Raw genomic sequence first — 22,644 nt, 5'->3', positions numbered from 1 at the left:
TACCATTATGTTCATTTACGGAGATAATAACACCGTCCGATTTCTGTATATCATCCTTAAACTCCACCAAAGAATTAGAGTAGCCATTCTCTTTTTCATAATCCTCGCTATACATTGGAAAAGGGCAATTTGCAAGGTTGAGCAATTGAACAGAATGCTCTTTTGCTAAAGAAACCGTGTGCTTTACCAATTTATAATTGATTGATACTGAAGAATTACTGCCTGCAAAAGCCAATATTGACGCCATGTTTTAGTTTAAAAAGTTAATTCAACGAAAATAAAGTAAATACGCTTTATTTGCGACTTTTTTACATAATTTTGCTACAATAAAAAACCTAAATAATTGTTATTCAACAGAATAACCTAAAAAGAGGGAATGAACCAAAGTAAAAAACGTCTTTATTTTATTGATGCCATGCGAGCTTGGGCTATCCTTATGATGCTCCAAGGTCATTTTATAGATGGTTTATTAGACCCTATCTTTAGAGACGACTCTAACCTTTTCTTTTCTATTTGGAAGTATTTTAGAGGAATAACGGCTCCTGTATTTTTTACGGTTTCTGGTTTTATTTTTACTTTTCTCTTAATAAAAAACCCAATAAAAGGTTTTAGTAATCCTAGGGTAAAAAAAGGAATTACACGAGGATTACAATTGATCGGTATTGGCTATTTATTACGAATAAACCTATTAGGCCTTTTGTATGGTGAAATATATGATGCTTTCTATTTGGTAGATGTACTTCATTGCATCGGGATTTCTCTACTTGGTATCATCTCTATTTATTTGCTTACTAGTAAACAAAAAAACTATGTATTCCCTACTGTTTTAGGGATTATCGGAGTTACTCTTTTTATTTTTGAACCTATATATGCAAAATCCTCTTTTAACTTTCTTCCACAAGCAATTTCTAATTATTTTGCAAAATCTAGTGGTTCTGTTTTTACTATAATACCTTGGTTTGGTTATACTGCTCTGGGAGGTTTAATCTCTGTTCTATTTAAAAAATATAAAGAAAGAGATACTTTTTATCCTGTTGCTATTATAGGAAGTCTTTCTCTTGGTTTACTTTTAATTTTCTTTTCTTCGGATGTTTTCATGAGCATATCTAATGCTACCAACATATCGCTTTTTGCTTCTATACATTATAACAATTATCTATTTATCCGTTTTGGAGACGTATTAGTCGTTTTTGCTATTTTTATGGCTGCACGTCAATTGTTAACCAACAAGACTATAATAAATCTAGGGCAAAGCACCTTATCTATCTACATTATTCATTTTATAATTTTGTACGGTAGTTTCACAGGAATAGGACTATACCGATTTTTTAGTCACTCCTTATCTCCTGTAATAGTTATTACTGGAGCTTTGTTGTTTATGTTTGTTTGTTCTACGCTTGCTTTGAAATACGAAAAACACAAACAAGCTATTATAGGGCAAATTACAGACATTATAGCAGAAATAATCCGAGCTATAGAACCCGGATTATTGCTACTTCTTAAAGTCATTAAATCTTTTAGCTATAAAGTACTTAGACTTTTAGGTTTGATAAAAAACTAAGCATTTGCATTAATTATTTGCATTTCTTCTTCTGAAAATTCTAAATTATGCAAAGCCTTTACGTTTTCTTTTAACTGACCTGCTGAACTAGCACCAACCAATACAGATGTAATCGTAGGCCTATTTAAAAGCCAAGCAATAGCCATTTGCGATAGTTTTTGGCCTCGTTTCTCTGCAAGAGCTGCCAAGTTTTTAATCTTCTGTAAATTACTCTCTACCTGCTCTCTATCTAAATAGGTAAAGTTCTTTGCTGCTCTAGAATCTTCTGGAATACCATTTACATACTTATTGGTAAGCATTCCTTGGGCAAGAGGTGAAAAAGCGATACACCCTACTCCATTATTTTCTAGAGTATCTAGAAGCCCATCTTCTACCCATCTATCAAAAATAGAATACCTGGCTTGGTGCAACACAAAAGGCACTTTTAGTTCTTTTAATAGCGCAGCAGCTTCAGCTGTTTCTTTAGGCTCGTAATTAGAAATACCTATATATAATGCTTTTCCTTGACGTACCATATCTGCAAGAGCAACCATGGTTTCTTCCAAAGGTGTATCTGGATCTGGTCTATGGTGGTAAAAAATATCTACATAATCTAAGCCCATACGCTGTAAACTTTGATCTATACTAGCCATTAGATACTTTCTAGAACCTAAATTACCATAAGGACCAGGCCACATATCATAACCAGCTTTAGAGGCTATAAATAACTCATCTCTATAGCTTTTGAAATCTTTCTTAAAAAGCATTCCAAAATTTTCTTCTGCAGAACCATAAGGCGGCCCATAATTATTAGCTAAATCGAAATGTGTAATACCTAAATCAAATGCTGTTCTTAGAATTTCTCTAGCATTCTGTTGGCTATCAACAAAACCAAAGTTATGCCATAACCCAAGGGAAATAGCAGGTAATAATACGCCACTTTTTCCACAACGATTATATTTCATGGTTTCATATCTTGTAGAATCTGCAACATATTCTGTAATCTCGGATTTGTCGTTTATTTCCATTTTTTTTTGCTTATTAATTACTTAAAAACCTAAAGCTACATAGAAAAATAGACATAAAAAGGTTTGTTGGTTTCATTTTAGATTCTTAAAAACATTTTAGTACTGATACGTTTTAATGGGTGCTTATTATTTGGATTGATTCAAAATTAACATCAGAATACAAACTATATCCTGGATTCTTCTATTTTTAGCGTTTTCAACTATAATTAAAATACAACTACATGAGCGATAAAAAATTTACCCCCGTTAAGTTAGCATTAGAAAAAGATAAAAGATACGCGTGGTGTACCTGTGGACATTCAGAAACCAATGTTTTCTGTGATGGTTCTCACAAAAAACACGAAAAACCAGGCTCTTTAGTTTTCCAAGTAGAGGAAGATAAAGATGCCCGAATCTGCACCTGCAAGCTAACTAGAAATCCGCCCTATTGCGACGGAAGTCATAAAAACTAAAACAAAAAATCCCGTCTAAAAACAGACGGGATTTTTTTATGCATATAATTTTAACAAACAACTTCTACGTAAGCCCTTAGCTGTTTATAGGATTAAATATGTAATGCGCGATCTTCTGTAGCTGCTAGTGCTGCTTCTTTTACCGCTTCTGCGTATGTTGGGTGTGCATGACTCATACGAGAAATATCTTCTGCAGATGCACGAAATTCCATAGCAACAACAGCCTCAGATATTAAATCTGCTACACGCGCTCCTATCATATGTACTCCTAAAACCTCATCGGTCTTTTTATCTGCAATAATTTTTACAAATCCGTCCACATCCATACTAGCTCTTGCTCTACCTAAAGCACGCATAGGAAACTGCCCCACTTTGTATTCTACTCCTGCATCCTTAAGCTCTTCTTCTGTTTTACCAACAGCTGCAACTTCTGGCCATGTATACACTACTCCAGGAATAAGGTTATAATCTATATGTGGTTTTTGCCCTGCTAAAATCTCTGCTACTAAAGTTCCTTCTTCTTCCGCTTTATGTGCAAGCATAGCACCTTTTATAACATCGCCAATAGCATAAATATTAGAAACATTCGTCTGTAAATGAGCATTAACCGCTACTCTACCTCTTTCCTCTTGTTTAACACCTGCAGCTTCTAAATTTAAGCCATCTGTATATGCATGGCGACCAACTGCTACTAAACAATAGTCTCCTGTGAAAGCAACTTCTTCTCCTTTTTTATTATCCGCCTTAACGATTACTTCATTCCCGTTACGTTCTACAGATTTAACTTTATGAGATAAAGCAAATTTAATTTTTTGCTTTTTCAACACTTTAGCTAGTTCTTTAGAAAGTGCGCCATCCATTCCTGGAATTATACGATCCATATATTCTATAACCGTTACATCTGCTCCTAAGCGTTTATATACTTGCCCTAATTCTAGACCAATAACACCACCTCCAATAATCAACATGTGCTTAGGCACTTCTTTTAACTTTAAAGCCTCTGTAGAAGTAATAACACGTTGTTTATCTATCTTAATAAAAGGCAAGCTAGAGGGCTTAGAACCTGTAGCTATAATAATATTCTTAGCTTCAATGGTTTCTGTTGTTCCGTCTTTTTTAGCTATATTAATATGGGTGGCATCTTTAAAACTACCTAACCCCTCAAAAACATCAATATTATTTTTTTTCATTAAAAATTGAATGCCACCTGTAGTCTGATCTACTACAGCCTGTTTGCGGCCAATCATTTTTTCTAAATTGACTTTAATTTCTCCAGGAATTTCTATTCCATGTGTATCAAAATGTTTTATCGCATCTTCATAATGGTGTGAAGAATCTAATAAAGCTTTAGACGGAATACAACCTACATTAAGACATGTACCACCAAGTGTGGCATATTTTTCTATAATTGCTGTTTTCATTCCTAATTGTGCACAGCGTATAGCTGCAACATATCCTCCAGGACCTGAACCGATAATGGCTACATCATATGAACTCATAAAATTGTATTGTTTTTATTTGATAAACAAAATTAGTGTTATTTTCTGATTTTTAAATACCTATTGCCGTTGTATGCTTAACTTCATTTATAATAAATGTACTTTGTGTACTACCTATATTAGCTATCACTGTCAGTTTTGACACCATAAATTCGCGATAAGCTTCCATATGTTCTACATGAATCTTTAAAATATAGTCGTAATCGCCACTAACATGGTAGCATTCTGCGATTTCTTCTAATTTTAAAATTTCGCGTTCAAATTGTAGCACATTATCTTTTGTATGTTGTATTAGTTTTACATGGCATAAAACAACAAACGCCTTATTTACTTTTTTCTTATCTACTAAGGCTACATACTTAGTTATCACATCCGATTTTTCTAATCTCTTAATACGCTCATAGACAGCTGTAGTAGAAAGACCCAATTTATTTGCATATTCCTTGTTTGTCTTTTTACTATCCTCTTGGAGCATTACCAATAGGTGTTGATCAACTTTATCGAACATAAACATGTGATATTTTCTGATTAAACAATAAACATAACATTTAAACTTGTTATTATACTGTAAAACCATTTTTTTATAGTTTTATTTTCATCAAAAAACATAATCAATTGACAAAATCACACCATAATCCTATTTTTAAAACATAAAACAAATAGAACTATGTCAGATAACGCTTCTAATAATTTACAAGACTTACAATATTTCGGAGAATACGGAGGAGTAAATCCTTCTATATCGGATTCATCTACCTATACTTTTGTTTCGGCAAAAACTATGATCGATACCTTTGAAGGTAATACCGAAGGTTGTTACTTATACAGCCGTCACTCTTCTCCTTCTAACTTACATTTAGGAGAAGCTTTAGCTGCTATTGAAGGTACAGAAACAGCAAATGTAACTGCAAGTGGTATGGGCGCCATTACAGCCGTAATTTTACAATTATGTGATACCGACGACCATATTGTAAGCAGTAGAACCATATATGGTGGAACGTATGCTTTTATGAAAAATTTTCTAAAGAAATTTAGGATTGGCACTACCTTTCTAGATATTACAGATATACAAGCTGTAGAGAATGCTATTACTCCTAAAACAAAAATGATTTACTGCGAAAGTGTTAGTAACCCTCTTTTAGAAGTAGCTAATATTAAGGCATTATCACAATTAGCAAAAAAGCACAGTATTCCATTAGTAGTAGACAATACTTTCTCGCCACTTACCATAGCTCCTGCAAAATTAGGAGCAGATATTGTTATTCATAGTTTAACCAAGTTTATTAATGGTACTAGTGATTGTGTGGCTGGGGTTATTTGTGGTACAACTGAGTTCTGTTTAGCTCTTAAAGATGTAAATTCTGGTGCTGGAATGTTATTAGGGAGCACTTTAGATAGCCTAAGAGCCTCTTCTATCCTAAAAAACATGCGAACGCTTCATTTACGTATTCAAAAACACAGTGAAAATGCACTATTTCTTGCCAAAAAATTTGAAGAAGATGGCTTAAGAGTGGTATACCCAGGATTAGAATCTCATTCTGGACATGAGATTTTAAAAGAGCAAATGAATATCCAATTTGGTTTTGGTGGCCTTTTAACTATAGATGCTGGCTCTTTAGAAAATGCCAATGCTCTAATGGAAATGATGCAAGCGCAAAAACTTGGTTATTTAGCTGTAAGCTTAGGGTTCTACAAAACACTATTTAGCGCTCCTGGCACGTCTACTTCTTCTGAAATACCAATGGAAGAACAAATAATTATGGGCTTAGGAGATGGGTTAATTCGTTTTTCCATAGGATTAGATAATGACATTCAAAGAACCTATGAAATGATGAAATCTTGCATGACAAAACTTGAAATACTATAAAACTAAACCTTTAATTCTTAAAATAATAATTAAATAGCAGTTTGCAGAACTGTTCTCAAAGTCGTAATATTACGAGGTAACCAATAAATTTTAAATGCAAAACAACACTTTAAACCCAAAAGGACCAGAGAACGAAAATATTGTAGAAAATAAAGAACTTAGCATTTGGGAAGCATTAATTCCTGTAGTTCTTTTAATGGTTATGCTTGCCTATAATATCTTCTATGCTGATGGGGAATGGCTTGGGGAATACTCTAACCAATTTATATTACTCTTTGGGGGCTTTTTTGCTGCTATTGTTGGCTTATTTAATAAAGTGAACTTAAAAACTATGGGGCAAGAAATACTTGAAAACCTTAAAAGTGTTTTTGTGCCTATTATGATTATGTTTTTAGTTGGTGCCTTAGCTGGAACCTGGCTAATTAGCGGAATTATACCCGCTATGGTGTATTACGGATTACAAGCATTAAGTCCTGAAATATTTTTACCCGCTTCTGTAATTATATCTGCAATAATCTCTATAGCCACAGGTAGTTCATGGACCACATCTGCAACTGTTGGAATTGCACTAGTAGGCATTGGTACTGCTTTAGGAATACCTACAGGAATGATTGCTGGTGCAGTTCTTTCTGGCGCCTATTTTGGAGATAAAATGTCTCCTTTAAGTGACACTACAAATCTTGCTCCTGCAATGGCCGGAACCGATTTATTTACACATATTAGGTACATGACAATTACAACAGTGCCTACAATAATTATTACACTCATTGTTTTCATTGTCTTAAACCTTAATATTGATATGACTGGTAGTACAGATGTTAGTGGTCTATTAAGGACTATTAGTAACACATTTAATATTACTCCATATATCTTTATAGTACCTGCTGCCGTAATTGTTTTAATTCTATTAAAAACAAAACCTTTAATAGCTTTAGGAACTGGTGTAGCTTTAGCTGGTGGTTTTGCGATTTTCTTTCAATCTGGTATACTAGAAAGCCTTTCCGATTCTAATGTTACAGCTATTTTTAATGCTATTTTCTCGGATACAGCCATTGTCACCGATAATGAAAAGTTAAACGAATTATTTAGTTCTGGAGGTATGGAAGGAATGCTTTGGACTATATATCTTATTTGTTGTGCCATGGTATTTGGAGGTATCATGGATGGTATAGGAGCGCTAGCGAAAATCACTAAGGCTTTGTTATCGGTTGCCAGTAGTGTTTTTGGTCTTTTTGCTAGTACAGTATTTAGCTGCTTGGGTTTAAATGCAATAGCTAGTGACCAATATTTAGCACTGGTAATTCCAGGGAAAATGTTTAAAAAAGCATACGAAGATAAAGGTCTTGCTCCAGAAAACTTAAGTAGAACCTTAGAAGATTCTGGTACGGTGACCTCCGTTTTAATACCGTGGAATACTTGTGGAGCATACCAATCTAGTGTTTTAGGTGTGGGCGTGGGTGAATATTTTATATATGCCATATTTAATTGGCTAAGCCCTTTTACTACGCTTCTATTTGCTGCACTAAACATTAAGATTAAAAGATTAGTAGATAAAAAATCTTAAGCAACTTTTCTTTCAAAAACACCTTATTATAGTTTCTTCTTTTAAAAATTAATTTCAAAAGCACAAATAGACTATAAACCAGATAGTTACAATTATCATTAGCAATTACTATAATTCAATTAGTTTTTTAAATAGTATATGTGTTTTTTTTAGAAACCTAAATTCTAAATTTGCACAAGAAATTTAACAGCATAAAAAATTATAAAATGGCTATAGTAGGAAAAAAATTCCCAAATTTAGAAGTAAATGCAATGAATGAAATGGGCGATACATTTAAATTAAATGTATTAGAAGAGGCTCAAAAAAACAAGAAGAAAGTTTTATTATTCTGGTACCCAAAAGATTTTACTTTTGTTTGCCCAACAGAATTACATGCTTTCCAAGCTGCTCTTGGTGAATTCGAAAAAAGAAACACACTTGTAATTGGCGCTTCTTGTGATACTGCTGAAGTTCATTTTGCATGGTTAAGCACTGCAAAAGACAATGGAGGTATAGAAGGTGTAACATACCCTTTATTAGCAGACAGCAATAGAAACTTAGCAGCTACATTAGGCATCTTAGATGTAACTAATGAAGAGTACAATGAAGAAACAGGTATTGTAACTGTAGAAGGTGACAACGTTACTTACAGAGCTACGTATTTAATTGATGAAGAAGGAACTGTATTCCATGAAGGGATTAACCATATGCCATTAGGAAGAAATGTAAATGAATTTTTACGTTTGGTTGATGCATATACACATGTACAAGAAAAAGGAGAAGTTTGCCCTGCAAACTGGGAAGAAGGTAAAGATGCTATGCAAGCAAACGCAAAAGGTACAGCAGAATATTTAGCTTCTCACGTAAACTAATTGCCTTATGTTACTAGAATTAGAAAAGGACAATTTAGCAGAAATCATCGCAGAGAACAACAAAGTAGTTGTTCAGTACTCTGCAACTTGGTGTGGTAACTGTAGAATAATGAAACCAAAATTTAAGAAGGAATCTTCTTTAAACGAAGGGGTTACTTTTATTCTTGCAGATGCGGAAAAATTTCCAGAATCTAGAAAGTTAGCTAATGTAGATAATCTACCCACTTTTGCTGCTTTTGAAAATGGGGTTTTAAAAAGTCAGGTACAAACTAATAAGTATGATGTTTTAAAAGAACTTGTAAATGAAATTACCAGTAATTAAACACCTAACGGGTTTTATAAAAGAGAACGATGAAGATTACGTTCTTGAAACCATAGAAACTTTAGAAGCTCTAACAGAAGTATCCTCTATAAAGGATGATGAATTGGATGTTATTGGAGAATTAATTTCTAATATGTACGGTGCTTTAGAAGTTCAGAAATCTATTAAAGAAGGAGTTCCTGAAAAAGAAGCATTAAACCAGTTTATGCAACGCGTTCTTGGTTCTATAGACAAGTAACATTTCGTTATAAATATTAAAAAAGCTACAATTCTAAAAAAATAGAATTGTAGCTTTCTTTTTAAGATAATAATGCAATTAGATGGTCAAACCCTTGCATTTTAGCATGCTCTAAAGCTCTATTTCCTCTTTGGTCCTTTACATCTTTATCTGCATTCTCTACCAATAACAGACTAATTATAGACTCCTTGTTAAAAGTACTAGCATAAATTAATGGTGTTGCGCCAGACTCATTTATAACATTTACGTCTGCTCCATTTTTAATTAAAAAAGCTGCAATTGCATTATACCCTTTAAAACAAACACCCATTAAAGGAGTATTACCCGAGCTATCCTTTTCATTTACATTTGCGTTATAGTCTAACAAAAGCTTCGTAACTTCCATATTACCGTAATATGTTGCCAATATTAATGGGGTAGAACCTCTCTCGTCTCTACTAGATACTAATTCGGGCTGTGTTTTAAGGCTATTTTCTACGTCCACAAGATTATTGGTTCGTATGGCATCAAAAAAAGAACTGACATTTATTTTCATATTATTAAAAAATTAAAAGCGGTAAGAAGTTCTTACCGCTTACTATTAACTATAAAATCCTTTATATAGTATTACCCCAAATCAAAACGATCTAAACTCATCACTTTATCCCATGCTGCTACAAAATCTTTTACAAATTTTTCTTTAGCATCATCCGCTGCATAAAATTCAGCAACTGCTCTTAACTCTGTATTAGAACCAAAAATAAGATCTACACGTGTTCCGGTAAATTCAACTTCTCCTGTTTTTCTGTTTCTTCCTTCAAAAACAGTATCATCTGTAGATGTAGCTTTCCAGGTATAATCAAAATCTAAAATATGAACGAAGAAATCATTATTTAACTCTTCTAACTTATCCGAAAAAACACCGTGCTTACTTCCGTTATAATTTACTCCTAGTCCACGTAAACCGGCAATTAAAACAGACATTTCTGGTATAGTTAAGGTTAATAAATTAGCTTTATCTATCAGCATTTCTTCCCCTGACAGAACCACTTCCTTTTTTAAGTAATTTCTAAATCCGTCCGCGAAAGGCTCTAAGTAATTGGTAGATTCAATATCCGTTTGTTCTTGGACAGCATCTCCTCTACCTCCTACAAAAGGAACACTAACAGATAGCCCTGTATTTTTTATTGCCTGTTCTAAAGCAGCTGAACCCCCTAGAACTATTAAATCTGCAATAGAAATTGTTCCGCTAAAACTTTTTTGTATTTTTTCTAATACTTCTAAAACTTTATGCAACTCCTTGGGATTATTTACTTCCCAGTTTCTTTGCGGCTCTAAACGAATACGACCTCCATTGGCTCCTCCTCTTTTATCGGAACCTCTAAATGTAGAAGCAGAAGCCCAAGCTGTACTTATCAATTGAGAGATTGTTAAACCAGAATCTAGAATTGTCTTTTTAAGATTTTTAACCTCTTCTGCCGTTACTGTATAATCTATTTTTGGGATAGGGTCTTGCCATAGCAGCTCTTCTTTAGGAGCCTCTGGTCCTAAATATAAAGAACTTGGCCCCATATCTCGGTGGGTTAATTTAAACCAAGCACGAGCAAAAGCATCTTCAAAAGCCTTAGGATTTTCTTGAAAATGTTTCGATATCTTTAAATAATCGGAATCTATTTTTAATGCCATATCAGCATCGGTCATCATTAATGCTTGCTTTTTAGATGCATCACCAGCCATAGGAGCCATTCTAGCTTTAGAAGCTTCCGTTGGAGTCCATTGACTCGCTCCTCCAGGGCTTTTTGTTAATTCCCAATCGTAATTTAATAAAACATCAAAAAAATCATGATCCCACTGCGTAGGGTTAGGCGTCCATGCGCCTTCAAGACCACTAGTAATAGCATCATCTAAAACTCCAGATCCAAAACTATTTTTCCAACCTGTACTCATTTCTTCTATTGGAGCTCCTGCTGGTTCTTTCCCTACATATTCATCTGGGTTTGCAGCTCCATGAGCTTTTCCAAAAGTATGGCCTCCAGCAGTAAGTGCCACCGTTTCTTCATTGTTCATAGCCATACGGCTAAAAGTTTCTTTCATAAGTTGCGCAGTAACCAATGGATTAGAAACACCATTGGGTCCTTCAGGGTTTACATAAATTAATCCCATATGAGAGGCTCCTAATTGTCCTTCTAGTTTTTCATCTGAAAAACGTTCTTTATTCCCTAACCATTGGGTTTCTGAACCCCAATACACATCTTGTTCTGGCTCCCAAACATCTTCTCTACCTCCTGCAAATCCAAAAGTTTTAAAACCCATAGATTCTAAAGCACTATTACCAGCAAGAATCAATAAATCTGCCCATGATAATTTTTTACCATATTTCTTTTTAATAGGCCATAAAAGCAAACGAGCCTTATCTAAGTTTCCATTATCTGGCCAACTATTTAAAGGAGCAAAACGTTGATTTCCTGTAGATGCTCCTCCTCTTCCATCTCCTACTCTATAGGTACCTGCACTATGCCACGCCATACGAATCATAAAAGGACCGTAATGCCCATAATCTGCTGGCCACCAGTCTTGAGAATCCGTCATTAAAGCTATCACTTCTTGTTTCAATGTTTTAAAATCGATAGTATTAAAAGCATCTGCATAGATAAAATCTTTATCCATAGGGTTAGATTTCTCACTATGTTGCCTTAATATATTCAATTTTAACTCATTAGGCCACCAATCTCTATTAGAAGTACCACCTCCCGATGTTTGTTTTATATCCCCTCCCATAAAAGGGCATTTATTACTATCTCCGTCTTTATTAATATCCATGATTTGTTCGTTTTAAGATTTCCTTAAAATTACTCAAAAATTGCGCTCTATTTCTATCGTCAAATTGAATCCTTTTATTCTGTCATAATTTTTCATTATAACACAAAGCAAAATAATAGTGTTTTACTATTGTTTTGTGAAGAATACAAAAACCCGGTTCTGTTATTTATTTGTAAAATAGTTACATATCGTCTTAATATTTTTTAATTTCACGCCTTATAACAATAAACATCATACCATGGCATCAGTAACATTAAAAGGAAATGCATTATCAACTATAGGAAACTTACCTACTTCAGGTAGTCTAGCTCCAGATTTTACGCTTACTAAAAACGATTTATCTGTTGCTACGTTATCCGATTACAGTGGAAAAAAAGTGGTTTTAAATATTTTTCCTAGCGTAGATACAGGAACATGTGCACAATCTGTACGTCAATTTAACGAAGAAGCTGCTGAATTACAAAATACCGTTGTTTTGTGTATTTCTAAAGATTTACCTTTTGCTCAGGCAAGATTTTGTGGCGCAGAAGGAATTGAAAACGTAGAAATGTTATCTGATTTTAAAGATGGTAATTTTGGAAAAGCATATCAAGTAGATTTTTCCAACGGCCCTTTACAACCGCTTCACTCTAGAGCAGTAGTAGTTTTAGACGCAAGTGGTAAAGTTGTTTACAACGAACAAGTATCAGAAACAGTAGATGAACCAAATTACAAAGCGGCCCTTGAAGCTCTAATAAATGCCTAAAGAATCATTTCTTGTAAATAGAATTAAAAGTGTAGGTTTTGCTCTTAAAGGAGCCTTCCTTTTAGTTCGGACGGAAGCCAGTATTAAAATTCAATTTTTTATTGCTATTGTAATGACTATTGCAGGGTTTTATTACGAAATATCTAATTTAGAATGGATACTTCAAGTCTTTGCAATAGCTTTAGTTATGGGTATTGAAGGTCTGAATACTGCTGTTGAAAAAATCGCCGATTTTGTGCAGCCCAATTTTGATGAAAGAATAGGCTTCATTAAAGATATTGCTGCCGGAGCAGTAATGATTGTATCCATTGCTGCAACTATTATTGGGTTAATAATATATCTTCCAAAAATATTTTAAAAAATAAATTAAAACACCTTCAGAGGTAAATTTGTAATTTAGCCCTCAGAACATCAGATTTCATGGCAAAAAAGGCAAAAAAAACAAAGCCAAGCGCTCCTAAAAAAGAGCTTAGTTTTAAATTATCTAAACAGAATAAAGTATTATTAGGAAGTATATTTATACTTTTTAGTATTGCGTTGTTCTTTTCTTTTGTCTCTTTCTTTTTTACTTGGCAAGACGATCAAAGTTTGCTTTCTGAGTTTGCGAATAGAAATGAGCAAGCAAGTAACCTGCTCAACAAATTCGGAGCAAGTGTAAGCCATTTTTTCATGTACAAAGGATTTGGTATTTCCTCTTTAATTTTTCCTTTCTTATTATGTGTTACCGGACTTTACCTTTTCTTGGGTTTAGATAAAAAAAACATGCTAAAGAAATGGATTTGGGGGTTTATTTTTATTATTTGGATATCTATCGCTTTAGGCTTCTTTGCTTCTAAACAACCTTTACTAGGCGGTTTAGTGGGATATGAAATGAATGATTTTTTACAAGATTACGCTGGTAAAATCGGAGTCTTATTACTTTTAGTTTTCGGTTTAATTTTTATACTTGTGCGCTTGTTTAAATTTTCGCCAGATGTATTAGCTACTTATTTTAAAGAAAAGAAGGAATCCCTATCTGCTGATTTCAAAAGTAATTCCACTAAAAAATCTCCTACACTTAGCACCTTAGAAAAAGAAGATGAAGTTCCTGTGGTTATTAACACATATACCCACAAAGAAGAAATTCCTACTTTAAAAAAGGAAGTTCCAATTATTAACGATTTAGAAGTTAGCCTACCTTTAGAAGAACCTGTGGTTGAAAACACTCCGGTTATCGAAGATGTGGCTATGGAAGTAGAATCCGTTGTAGAAGAAAAAGAAGAAGCTACCAATAAAGCCGAAAAATTAGTAGCAGATTTTGGGGAATTTGACCCTACTTTAGAGTTAGGAAGCTACAAGTTTCCTGTTTTAGATTTATTAGACCAACACGGCACTTCTGGCAGCATTACTATTAACCAAGAGGAATTAGAGGAAAACAAAAATAAAATTGTAGAGACTTTAAAAAATTATAAGATAGGTATTGCTCAGATTAAAGCAACCATCGGTCCTACGGTTACCTTATATGAAATAGTTCCGGAAGCCGGTGTACGTATATCTAAAATTAAAAACTTAGAAGATGACATTGCTTTATCTCTAGCGGCTTTAGGCATACGTATTATTGCTCCTATTCCTGGCAAAGGTACTATCGGTATAGAGGTTCCAAATAAAAATTCTACTATCGTTTCTATGCGTTCCGTAATTGCATCTAAAAAATTCCAAGATGCAGAAATGGAACTGCCTATTGCTTTTGGAAAAACAATTAGTAACGAGACCTTTGTAGTAGATTTAGCAAAAATGCCACACCTATTAATGGCTGGTGCAACAGGGCAAGGCAAATCGGTTGGTTTAAATGCCGTTCTAACGTCTCTACTTTACAAAAAGCACCCTGCAGAAGTAAAGTTTGTCCTTGTAGATCCAAAAAAAGTAGAACTTACTCTTTTTAATAAAATAGAACGTCATTTCTTAGCAAAATTACCAGATAGCGAAGAAGCTATACTTACAGACAACGGAAAGGTAATTAACACACTCAACTCCCTTTGTATTGAAATGGATAACCGTTACGAATTGCTTAAAAATGCAATGGTTCGTAATCTTAAAGAATACAATCATAAATTTAAATCTAGAAAATTAAATCCAGAAGACGGACATAAATTTTTACCCTATATTGTTTTGGTAATTGATGAGTTTGCAGATTTAATTATGACTGCTGGTAAAGAGGTAGAAACTCCTATTGCCAGACTAGCGCAATTGGCAAGAGCAATTGGTATTCACTTAATAATTGCAACACAAAGGCCTTCTGTAAATGTAATTACAGGTATTATAAAGGCTAATTTCCCTGCTAGAATTGCATTTAGAGTAGCATCTAAAATAGATTCTAGAACTATTTTAGATGCCTCCGGAGCCGACCAATTAATAGGTCGTGGAGATATGCTTTATACCCAAGGAAATGATGTAACCCGTATACAGTGTGCTTTTGTAGATACCCCAGAAGTTGAAAAAATAACCGAATTTATTGGCTCACAAAGAGCGTATCCTGAAGCATATGAGCTTCCTGAATATAGTGGTGAAGAATCTGGCACAAGTCTTGATAATAACATATCTGAAAGAGATTCTAAATACCGCGAGGCTGCAGAAGTAATTGTAATTGCGCAACAAGGTTCCGCTTCTCTTATTCAAAGAAAACTGAAATTAGGATACAATAGAGCTGGACGCATTATAGATCAATTAGAAGCAGCAGGAATTGTTGGTCCTTTTGAAGGAAGTAAAGCAAGACAGGTTTATGTTCCAGACATGGTAGCTTTAGAAGAAATATTTAATAACGAATCAAAGTAGATGAGAATGAAGAGAGTATTTATTATTTGTTTAGTAGCACTGACCGCTAATTTAGGTCTAGCTCAAAATGCACAAAAAGCAAAAACCCTTTTAGATGAAGTATACACTAAAGTAAAAAGCTACGAAAATATTTATGTAGATTTTAAAATAGTATTAAATAATGCAGAAGCTGGTATTAATCAAGAAACAAAAGGAAACGTAACCATTAAAAGAGATCAATACTTATTTAACTATTTAGGAGCGCAACAAATCTTTGATGGCAGAAAAGTATACACTATTGTTCCGGAAAATGAAGAGGTAACTATCGAAAACAAATCGGAAGACGAAAACACAATTACACCTTCTAAAATGCTTACTTTTTATAAAACTGGACATACCTATCAATGGGATATTTTACAAAATGTACAAGGACGCAAAATACAATTTGTAAAGGTTACTCCTATAGAAACTAATACCGAAATAAGTTCTATTTTATTAGGGATTGATGTAGAGACAAAACATATTTACAAAGTTATTGAAACTGGGAAAAACAGTACTAAAACAACTATTACTGTTAATTCTTTTAAAACAGACCAACCATTGTCGAAAACCTTATTTACTTTTGACGAAAGTAAGTACAAGAATGACGGGTACTACATCATAAGAAATTAGAACATTTGAGAATTCTAGATCGGTATATATTATCAAGGTTCGTTACCAATTTTATCAGCTCGTTTATAATATTGATGTTTATCTTCATATTTCAAACGATTTGGTTGTTTATAGATGATTTTGCAGGCAAAGGTCTAGACGTTGTCATTATTGGTAAGTTTCTACTTTATTTAATGCCAGACCTTACCGAAAAAGTTCTCCCCTTAACGGTTCTATTATCTTCTATTTTAACCTTTGGGACTTTTGCTGAGAATTATGAGTTTGCAGCTATGAAAGCCTCTGGCATTTCTCTACAAAGAGCAATGCTTAGTCTTATAGTTTTTGTTACAGTTCTAGGTGGCGTTACCTTCTTTTTTGCCAATAGCGTTATTCCGGCTTCTCAGAGAAAAATATATAACCTTAGAAAAAATATTGCACAGGTAAAACCTGCCGCTATTATTGGAGAAGGCGTGTTTAGTGATTTTGAAGGAATGAGCATTAAAGTGGATGAAAAATCTGGTGAAAATGATAAATTTTTGAAGAACGTTATCATTCATGAAAAAAACCCCCTTAATGTTAATATCACAGTAATAAAAGCTAAAAAAGGAGAGCTAATTAGTAGCGAAGAATCAGAGATAATTCAGTTAGTACTAACAGATGGACATTATTATAGAGATGTACAATCTAAGAAAAACGATAAAAAATTAAGATACCCTTTTGCTAAAGCTAGTTTTGACACCTACACCATTAACATGGAAGTGCCAGAATTAAATAATCAAGATTTAGAAGCTGACCGAGACGTAAGTACGGATAAAATGAAAAACGTTTCTAGATTAAACAAAGACATAGATTCTTTAAAAAAGGACAACTATAGAATTGTAAAAGCTTTTTCCAAGAATATATCTAACAGAATAGGGCTTTTTTCCAAAGTAAAACCCATGGACTCCACGATTAAAATTCGAGTGGCAGAAAAAAAACAGTTTTTAGAAAAAAATAAAAATAAAGATTCCCTTCTTAGCGCCAACGCTAATCCTATAGATATTAACGCTGAAGATTTTGAAATCCTTAGTTTATATGAAGATTGGCAGAAAGTACAAATATTAAACTCCGCAAAAAACAATACTGCTAATATCTTAAATACTGTAAAAGGAAAAAAAGAAGAGATACAAAAGAGAATTAAAATATATAACCTTCACATTCTATCCTTACACAAAAAATATGCCTTAGCATTTTCCTGTGTTATACTTTTTTTTGTTGGAGCTCCACTAGGTGCTATTATTAGAAAAGGAGGTTTAGGCTTACCAATGGTTATTGCTATTATATTATTCTTAATATACTATTTCATAGGTGTTTTTGCAGGGAATTATTCTAAGGAAGGTAATATTAACCCTATTATAGGAGCATGGCTATCTACACTTATAATGTTACCTTTGGGCATCTTTTTAACTAGAAGAGCAACAGCAGATAAAGGCATGTTAAATATTGGAGGAATCATTATAGATTTTTTCAAAAAAGTATTTACCAAAAAAAATAAAACTTCGGTTTCGTAATGATGAAGAAAGAAAGCTCCATACAATTGAATACAATAGAAGAAGCTATTGAAGATATTAGAAAAGGAAAGGTTATTATTGTCGTAGATGATGAAAACCGAGAAAACGAAGGGGACTTTTTAGCTGCGGCGGAATTAGCTACTCCAGAAACGGTTAATTTTATGGCCTTACATGGCAGAGGTTTAATCTGCGCTCCTTTAACCGAAGGTCGTTGTGCAGAACTAGGTTTACATATGATGGTTAACAATAACACAGACCCTATGGAAACTGCTTTTACTGTTTCTGTAGATTTACGTGGCGAAGGAGTAACTACGGGAATATCAGCATCGGACAGAGCTAAAACCGTTTTAGCACTAACCAAAAACGATACAAAACCACACGACTTGGCAAGACCTGGTCATATTTTTCCATTAGTTGCTAGAGAAGGTGGTGTTTTAAGAAGAACAGGCCACACGGAAGCCGCTATAGATTTTGCAAGATTAGCTGGATTAAAACCCGCAGGTATTATTGTAGAAATCATGAATGAGGATGGCACCATGGCGCGACTTCCACAATTAATGAAAGTTGCAAAAAAATTCGATTTAAAAATTGTTACCATCGAAGATTTAGTTGCTTATCGTATGGAACACGATAGTTTAATTAAAAAAGCAAACGATTTTAATATTACTACTCGTTTTGGTGACTTTAGATTGCGTGCCTTTAAGCAAACCACAAACAACAATGTTCATGTTGCTTTAACTAAAGGAAGTTGGTCTAAGAACGAACAGGTATTAACAAGAATACACTCTAATCTGGTTAATAATGACATTTTAGGTACTTTAACCAATAACCCTAACAAAAAGTTAGAGCTTATGTTTAATGCCATAAATAAAGAAGAAAAAGGAGCTATCATCTTTATTAATCAAGATACAGAATCTATGAATCTTTTATCTCGTTTGGTAGATTTAAAAGAACTACAGAAAAATGGTATTTATGAAGCCCCACATATAGAAATGGACGCCAAAGATTTTGGAATAGGTGCTCAGATTCTACATAATCTAGATATATCTAAATTACGACTGCTAACCAATAGGGGTGCTACTAAAAGAGTAGGTATTATTGGTTATGGATTAGAAATTGTAGAATATATAAAGTACTAAACTTTACTGCAATACCAATTTAACTATTAACTAATACACTTTTTAAAGTTTTAACCATATTTTGTGCTCTTATTTCTACTTCTTCTGCTGTCCAGGAAAGTTTTATTAGGCAAGATATGTTTCTACTTACCCATTTATCGGATAATGAAAAATCAGAGGTACTATAATCTGGTAATTGCTCTTGTACTTCTTTAGGTAATTTGCCTAAAGAAGTTTTATTGGTTAAATGATTCCATTTTTTATAATAATGCCAGTTATTATTAAACCAGTAAAAACAAGCATCTACTCCCGCACTACCTAAAGCCTTATGTGCATTCTCTGCCAATTCTTGTGTAGGCATAAAGAAACTTATAAAAGAATAATTCTCCACACCACCATCTGGTACCGCTCTAAAGGTTACTTCTGATACCGTTGCTAATCCTTTACGGATGATATTATAATATTGTTCTTGTTTCTCTAAAAACGTATCTAAACGTCCCAATTGCGCAATTCCTACTGCGGCATGTAGTTCGGAAATCCGATAGTTATATCCTAGAAAAGGATGCGCTTCTGCCCCCCTATCTTTACCAACATGATCATGCCCGTGATCCGAGTAATGGTCTGCATTGGTATAGTATTTTTTATTATTAGTAATTACAGCACCACCTTCGCCACTGGTTATTGTTTTTACAAAATCGAAAGAAAAACATCCTAAATCACCATAACTCCCCAAAGGCTTCCCATCAAAAGTTCCGCCAATAGCTTGGCAGGCATCTTCTAGCAATAATAAATTATGCGTATCGCAAATAGCTTTTAAAGCTTTTAAATCTGCCATAGAACCACACATATGCACAGGCATTACTACTTTAGTTCTAGATGTTATTGCTTTTTCTACAGCCGCAGGGTTTAACGTCAAAGTATCATCTACATCTACTAAAATAGGAACTGCCCCTAAAGCTAAAATAGATTCAAAACTTGCAACAAACGTAAACGTAGGCATAATTACTTCATCACCAGCGCCTATCCCTGCACTTGCCAATGCTACCGTAAGCGCAGCAGTACCACTACTTACCATTTGCACATGTTTAGATTGCATACGAACTGTCAATGCTTTTTCGAACTCTTTGGCCTTCCATTGTCCGTTACGCATACCATCGAAACCATAACGCATTAAAACACCGGTTTCTAAAACATCATTCACTTGCTTTTTCTCTTCCTCTCCAAATAATTCAAATCCTGGCATACTTTTTTTTATTCGTCTTAAGTTTGATTTTTAATAAATTGTATTTTTAATCAGAAAGGACAAAAGGGAGAATTAAAATTAATTTATATATTGAAGATTTCTACTTCGGTAATATTTATAATTCTTTCTTTTTCACTACTTAAATCACGTTCTGTTCTGTGACATTTTAAATCTAATTTTCAAGTTGTTGCGATACCAATAAATCGTTCTTTCATAAATCCTTTCTTATGAATAAATATACAGAAACTTTTTGTGCTTGTTACCATTTCAAAAACAAATAAAAAAAACAGATTTAACACCGAGGCAAACACGATGAAATATGATGTTTAACCTAGGTAACTCCGTATCATTACTAAAATTACAGGTTCTTGAAAAACCATTACGCATTTGATTACTGGTAATGTTGCATATAATATTAAAATTCAACCTATCCAACGTCAGTTTGTCTTATTGAAGTGAACCAATTTGTAATTTTGAAACTGATTTCCCTATATCCTATTATTTATTGTTGTTATTTATTTCAATCCCTTGAAAAAGGAAGTGTTTACAAAATTGGTCTAAAAATATTTTAAATGGAAGAGAATTTAAAACTCAGGTTCCAACCTAAGTGTATCATTTACACCATTGAAATAATATATTTTTTGTTCATCAAGATAATCATATAATGAGGGTAAAAACGACTTAAAACGTATGTAGTTCTTATTATTATTTTCTGTCCAAGCAGATTCGGATAAAGCAAAAATACGTGGATAAGTCATAAAATCTATTTGCTGATTAGTCTTAACCTTTTCTGTCCATAAACATCCTTGAATTCCTTTTATCGAATAATTATCTTCAGTTGTAAATGTGTGTAAAGAATCAGGATAATGATAAACCCCATCCAATGTGCTAAATTTACCATCCCATATTCTGCCGTTTTTATGTGATTTATGCTGTATAAAATCCAAATAAAGGGGTATACGAGGGCATAATACAATACTATATTTGTTATTTAGTGCCTCGTCAAGTGACCCTGGTTTGTTGTGACGCCACCAGTAAATCAATAAATTTTCTTTATCTACTCCAGATTTTGTAATTTCATCCCAACCAGCAACTTTTTTATTCAATGTGACTATACTGTCTGCCATTCTACGAATAAAATAATTCTCAACATCTTTCATTGATGTTAAGCCTTCTCTTTTTATTAATGAATTAATATGGGCATCCTTTACCCATTTAGCGTTACCAAAATGAACTTCATCCCCTCCAATATGAATGTATTCTGAAGGAAATAAACTAGCTGTTTCACGAAGAATAGTTGTTAAATATGCATATGTACTTTCTTTGCCTGGATTAAATGTAAACTCAGGATGCTTTTCACTACCGCCTCCAGAATATTCTGGATATGCTTTATTTGCAGCAGTTGCGTGACCAGGCATATCTATTTCTGGGATTATTGTCACAAATCTTTCTGCTGCATAAGCAACTATTTCTTTTATCTCTTCTTGGGTATAGTATTTTGCAGGAGCATTAGGGTCTGTGTGGTTGCCTTGACCACCTATAGTAGTCAATTTTGGAAATGCCTTAATTTCAATACGCCATCCAGGGGCATCGGTTAAATGCCAATGAAATGTGTTTAGTTTGAGCTCAGACATTAAGTTAATAATTTGCTTTACTTTTTCTTTGCCGAAAAAATGTCTTGATTCATCTAGCATAAATCCTCTGTATACATAGCGAGGTTTGTCTTTAATAAGACCACACGGAATAGCATTACTATTTGATAATTTTACGCCTTGCCAAATAGTCATTAATCCATAAAAAACACCTTTAGGATTCTCAGCTGTCAATTTGATTTTATTTCTATCTATTTCCAGTTTATATGCTTCGGTATCATCAAGCCCTAAAGTAGATAATTCTATCTCAATTAACCTTTTAGAATTGTTGCTAATAGTAATGCCTATTTCATTTATTTTTTTTTCAAAAACACGGATAACAGGATTTAAAATACTATCGGAAGTAACTATATTAATATCTTTTTTAAAAGTAAAATAACCTGGCTGAATTGAAATGCTATTGGGATATGGTATGATTTTCCAATTTTCTTTTTTTTGTGAAGTACAACCAATTGCCATTATTGAGCAAACAACAAGGGTTAAAAAGTATCTCATAGTATTAATTTATAATATCAGTGAGCTTTAAATATAAATCAATTCGGGTCATTTAAAAATTATTTATATATATATATTCTTTTTTTGATTTCTTCTCAATAGAAGAGACATAAACCCTTTAAAAAAGGTTCATTGGCATAAAATAATACGAGTTGATGCTCTTTTTTATGATATTAATGTCAAAAAAAAAACACCTTAACCCTCTATTATTATAACAAATAAAATGATGCCTATCTATAC

21 protein-coding genes are annotated in these 22,644 nt (G+C 33.4%); 13 read left to right on the top strand and 8 right to left on the bottom strand.

Annotated elements, in window-relative coordinates:
* A partial coding sequence (locus tag QZZ51_RS10455) for an NAD(P)H-dependent oxidoreductase (RefSeq protein ID WP_291869345.1) occupies positions 1 to 247 on the bottom strand: 247 nt, incomplete at its 3' end.
* A 129-nt stretch (positions 248 to 376) separates the two neighbouring features.
* Here QZZ51_RS10455 and QZZ51_RS10450 point away from each other — a divergent pair.
* Complete coding sequence (locus QZZ51_RS10450) at positions 377 to 1,561, top strand: heparan-alpha-glucosaminide N-acetyltransferase domain-containing protein (protein ID WP_291869343.1); 1,185 nt, start codon at positions 377 to 379, stop codon at positions 1,559 to 1,561.
* Here QZZ51_RS10450 and mgrA read toward each other — a convergent pair.
* Positions 1,558 to 2,568: an L-glyceraldehyde 3-phosphate reductase gene (gene mgrA / locus QZZ51_RS10445; RefSeq protein WP_291869342.1), complete on the bottom strand. Its 1,011-nt coding sequence runs from the start codon at positions 2,566 to 2,568 to the stop codon at positions 1,558 to 1,560. The two genes, QZZ51_RS10450 and mgrA, sit on opposite strands and share 4 nt — an antisense overlap.
* A 221-nt stretch (positions 2,569 to 2,789) precedes the next feature.
* Between mgrA and QZZ51_RS10440 the strand changes: the two genes are divergently transcribed.
* A complete protein-coding gene (locus QZZ51_RS10440; protein ID WP_291869340.1) occupies positions 2,790 to 3,020 on the top strand; it encodes a CDGSH iron-sulfur domain-containing protein in 231 nt (76 codons plus the stop codon).
* Between the two features lie 92 nt (positions 3,021 to 3,112).
* On the opposite strand, the gene lpdA is transcribed toward QZZ51_RS10440, so the two are convergent.
* Both lpdA and QZZ51_RS10430 read right to left on the bottom strand, forming a co-directional pair.
* Complete coding sequence (gene lpdA, locus QZZ51_RS10435; RefSeq protein ID WP_291869338.1) at positions 3,113 to 4,519, bottom strand: dihydrolipoyl dehydrogenase; 1,407 nt, start codon at positions 4,517 to 4,519, stop codon at positions 3,113 to 3,115.
* A 52-nt stretch (positions 4,520 to 4,571) separates the two neighbouring features.
* The gene (locus tag QZZ51_RS10430) at positions 4,572 to 5,033 is read right to left on the bottom strand and encodes an Lrp/AsnC family transcriptional regulator (RefSeq protein ID WP_291869336.1); all 462 of its coding nucleotides are present in this window, start codon (positions 5,031 to 5,033) and stop codon (positions 4,572 to 4,574) included.
* A 153-nt stretch (positions 5,034 to 5,186) separates the two neighbouring features.
* Between QZZ51_RS10430 and QZZ51_RS10425 the strand changes: the two genes are divergently transcribed.
* From QZZ51_RS10425 to QZZ51_RS10405, 5 genes are all read left to right on the top strand, one after another.
* On the top strand, positions 5,187 to 6,386 hold the full coding sequence (locus tag QZZ51_RS10425; protein ID WP_291869334.1) for an aminotransferase class I/II-fold pyridoxal phosphate-dependent enzyme: 1,200 nt from the start codon (positions 5,187 to 5,189) through the stop codon (positions 6,384 to 6,386).
* Positions 6,387 to 6,480: 94 nt separating this feature from the next.
* Complete coding sequence (locus tag QZZ51_RS10420; protein WP_291869332.1) at positions 6,481 to 7,950, top strand: Na+/H+ antiporter NhaC family protein; 1,470 nt, start codon at positions 6,481 to 6,483, stop codon at positions 7,948 to 7,950.
* Positions 7,951 to 8,156: 206 nt separating this feature from the next.
* The gene (locus QZZ51_RS10415) at positions 8,157 to 8,801 is read left to right on the top strand and encodes a peroxiredoxin (RefSeq protein WP_291869330.1); all 645 of its coding nucleotides are present in this window, start codon (positions 8,157 to 8,159) and stop codon (positions 8,799 to 8,801) included.
* A gap of 7 nt (positions 8,802 to 8,808) precedes the next feature.
* On the top strand, positions 8,809 to 9,123 hold the full coding sequence (locus tag QZZ51_RS10410; protein ID WP_291869328.1) for a thioredoxin family protein: 315 nt from the start codon (positions 8,809 to 8,811) through the stop codon (positions 9,121 to 9,123).
* Positions 9,104 to 9,361 (top strand): hypothetical protein, encoded by a 258-nt coding sequence (locus tag QZZ51_RS10405; RefSeq protein ID WP_291869326.1) that lies wholly within the window; start codon positions 9,104 to 9,106, stop codon positions 9,359 to 9,361. The genes QZZ51_RS10410 and QZZ51_RS10405 overlap by 20 nt, the downstream gene beginning before the upstream one ends.
* Positions 9,362 to 9,422: 61 nt before the next feature.
* Here QZZ51_RS10405 and QZZ51_RS10400 read toward each other — a convergent pair whose 3' ends face one another.
* Together QZZ51_RS10400 and katG are read right to left on the bottom strand one after the other, a co-directional pair.
* Positions 9,423 to 9,896 carry an ankyrin repeat domain-containing protein gene (locus tag QZZ51_RS10400; protein WP_291869324.1) on the bottom strand — a complete coding sequence of 158 codons (474 nt, stop codon included), beginning with the start codon at positions 9,894 to 9,896 and terminating at the stop codon, positions 9,423 to 9,425.
* Positions 9,897 to 9,967: 71 nt separating this feature from the next.
* A complete protein-coding gene (gene katG / locus QZZ51_RS10395; RefSeq protein ID WP_291869323.1) occupies positions 9,968 to 12,160 on the bottom strand; it encodes a catalase/peroxidase HPI in 2,193 nt (730 codons plus the stop codon).
* A gap of 238 nt (positions 12,161 to 12,398) precedes the next feature.
* On the opposite strand from katG, the gene tpx reads away from it, so the two are divergent.
* The 6 genes from tpx to ribB all read left to right on the top strand — a co-directional run bounded on the left by tpx (position 12,399) and on the right by ribB (position 19,035).
* Positions 12,399 to 12,905 (top strand): thiol peroxidase, encoded by a 507-nt coding sequence (gene tpx / locus QZZ51_RS10390; RefSeq protein ID WP_291869321.1) that lies wholly within the window; start codon positions 12,399 to 12,401, stop codon positions 12,903 to 12,905.
* A complete protein-coding gene (locus QZZ51_RS10385) occupies positions 12,898 to 13,263 on the top strand; it encodes a diacylglycerol kinase family protein (RefSeq protein WP_291869319.1) in 366 nt (121 codons plus the stop codon). Before tpx ends, QZZ51_RS10385 begins: the two co-directional genes overlap by 8 nt.
* 62 nt (positions 13,264 to 13,325) lie before the next feature.
* Positions 13,326 to 15,716 carry a DNA translocase FtsK gene (locus tag QZZ51_RS10380; protein ID WP_291869317.1) on the top strand — a complete coding sequence of 797 codons (2,391 nt, stop codon included), beginning with the start codon at positions 13,326 to 13,328 and terminating at the stop codon, positions 15,714 to 15,716.
* Between the two features lie 6 nt (positions 15,717 to 15,722).
* Positions 15,723 to 16,367 (top strand): outer membrane lipoprotein carrier protein LolA, encoded by a 645-nt coding sequence (locus QZZ51_RS10375; protein WP_291869315.1) that lies wholly within the window; start codon positions 15,723 to 15,725, stop codon positions 16,365 to 16,367.
* A 26-nt stretch (positions 16,368 to 16,393) separates the two neighbouring features.
* The gene (locus QZZ51_RS10370; protein ID WP_291869347.1) at positions 16,394 to 17,896 is read left to right on the top strand and encodes an LptF/LptG family permease; all 1,503 of its coding nucleotides are present in this window, start codon (positions 16,394 to 16,396) and stop codon (positions 17,894 to 17,896) included.
* Positions 17,896 to 19,035 (top strand): 3,4-dihydroxy-2-butanone-4-phosphate synthase, encoded by a 1,140-nt coding sequence (gene ribB, locus QZZ51_RS10365; RefSeq protein ID WP_291869313.1) that lies wholly within the window; start codon positions 17,896 to 17,898, stop codon positions 19,033 to 19,035. Before QZZ51_RS10370 ends, ribB begins: the two co-directional genes overlap by 1 nt.
* Before the next feature lie 19 nt (positions 19,036 to 19,054).
* On the opposite strand, the gene QZZ51_RS10360 is transcribed toward ribB, so the two are convergent.
* Both QZZ51_RS10360 and QZZ51_RS10355 read right to left on the bottom strand, forming a co-directional pair.
* Positions 19,055 to 20,257 (bottom strand): DegT/DnrJ/EryC1/StrS family aminotransferase, encoded by a 1,203-nt coding sequence (locus QZZ51_RS10360; RefSeq protein WP_291869311.1) that lies wholly within the window; start codon positions 20,255 to 20,257, stop codon positions 19,055 to 19,057.
* 584 nt (positions 20,258 to 20,841) lie between these two features.
* Positions 20,842 to 22,404: a beta-N-acetylhexosaminidase gene (locus QZZ51_RS10355; protein WP_291869309.1), complete on the bottom strand. Its 1,563-nt coding sequence runs from the start codon at positions 22,402 to 22,404 to the stop codon at positions 20,842 to 20,844.
* Positions 22,405 to 22,644 lie beyond the last annotated feature (240 nt).

It is taken from the genome of Maribacter sp., assembly GCF_016744255.1.
Classification (GTDB): domain Bacteria; phylum Bacteroidota; class Bacteroidia; order Flavobacteriales; family Flavobacteriaceae; genus Maribacter_B.
This window is presented reverse-complemented; position numbering and strand designations above follow the sequence as displayed.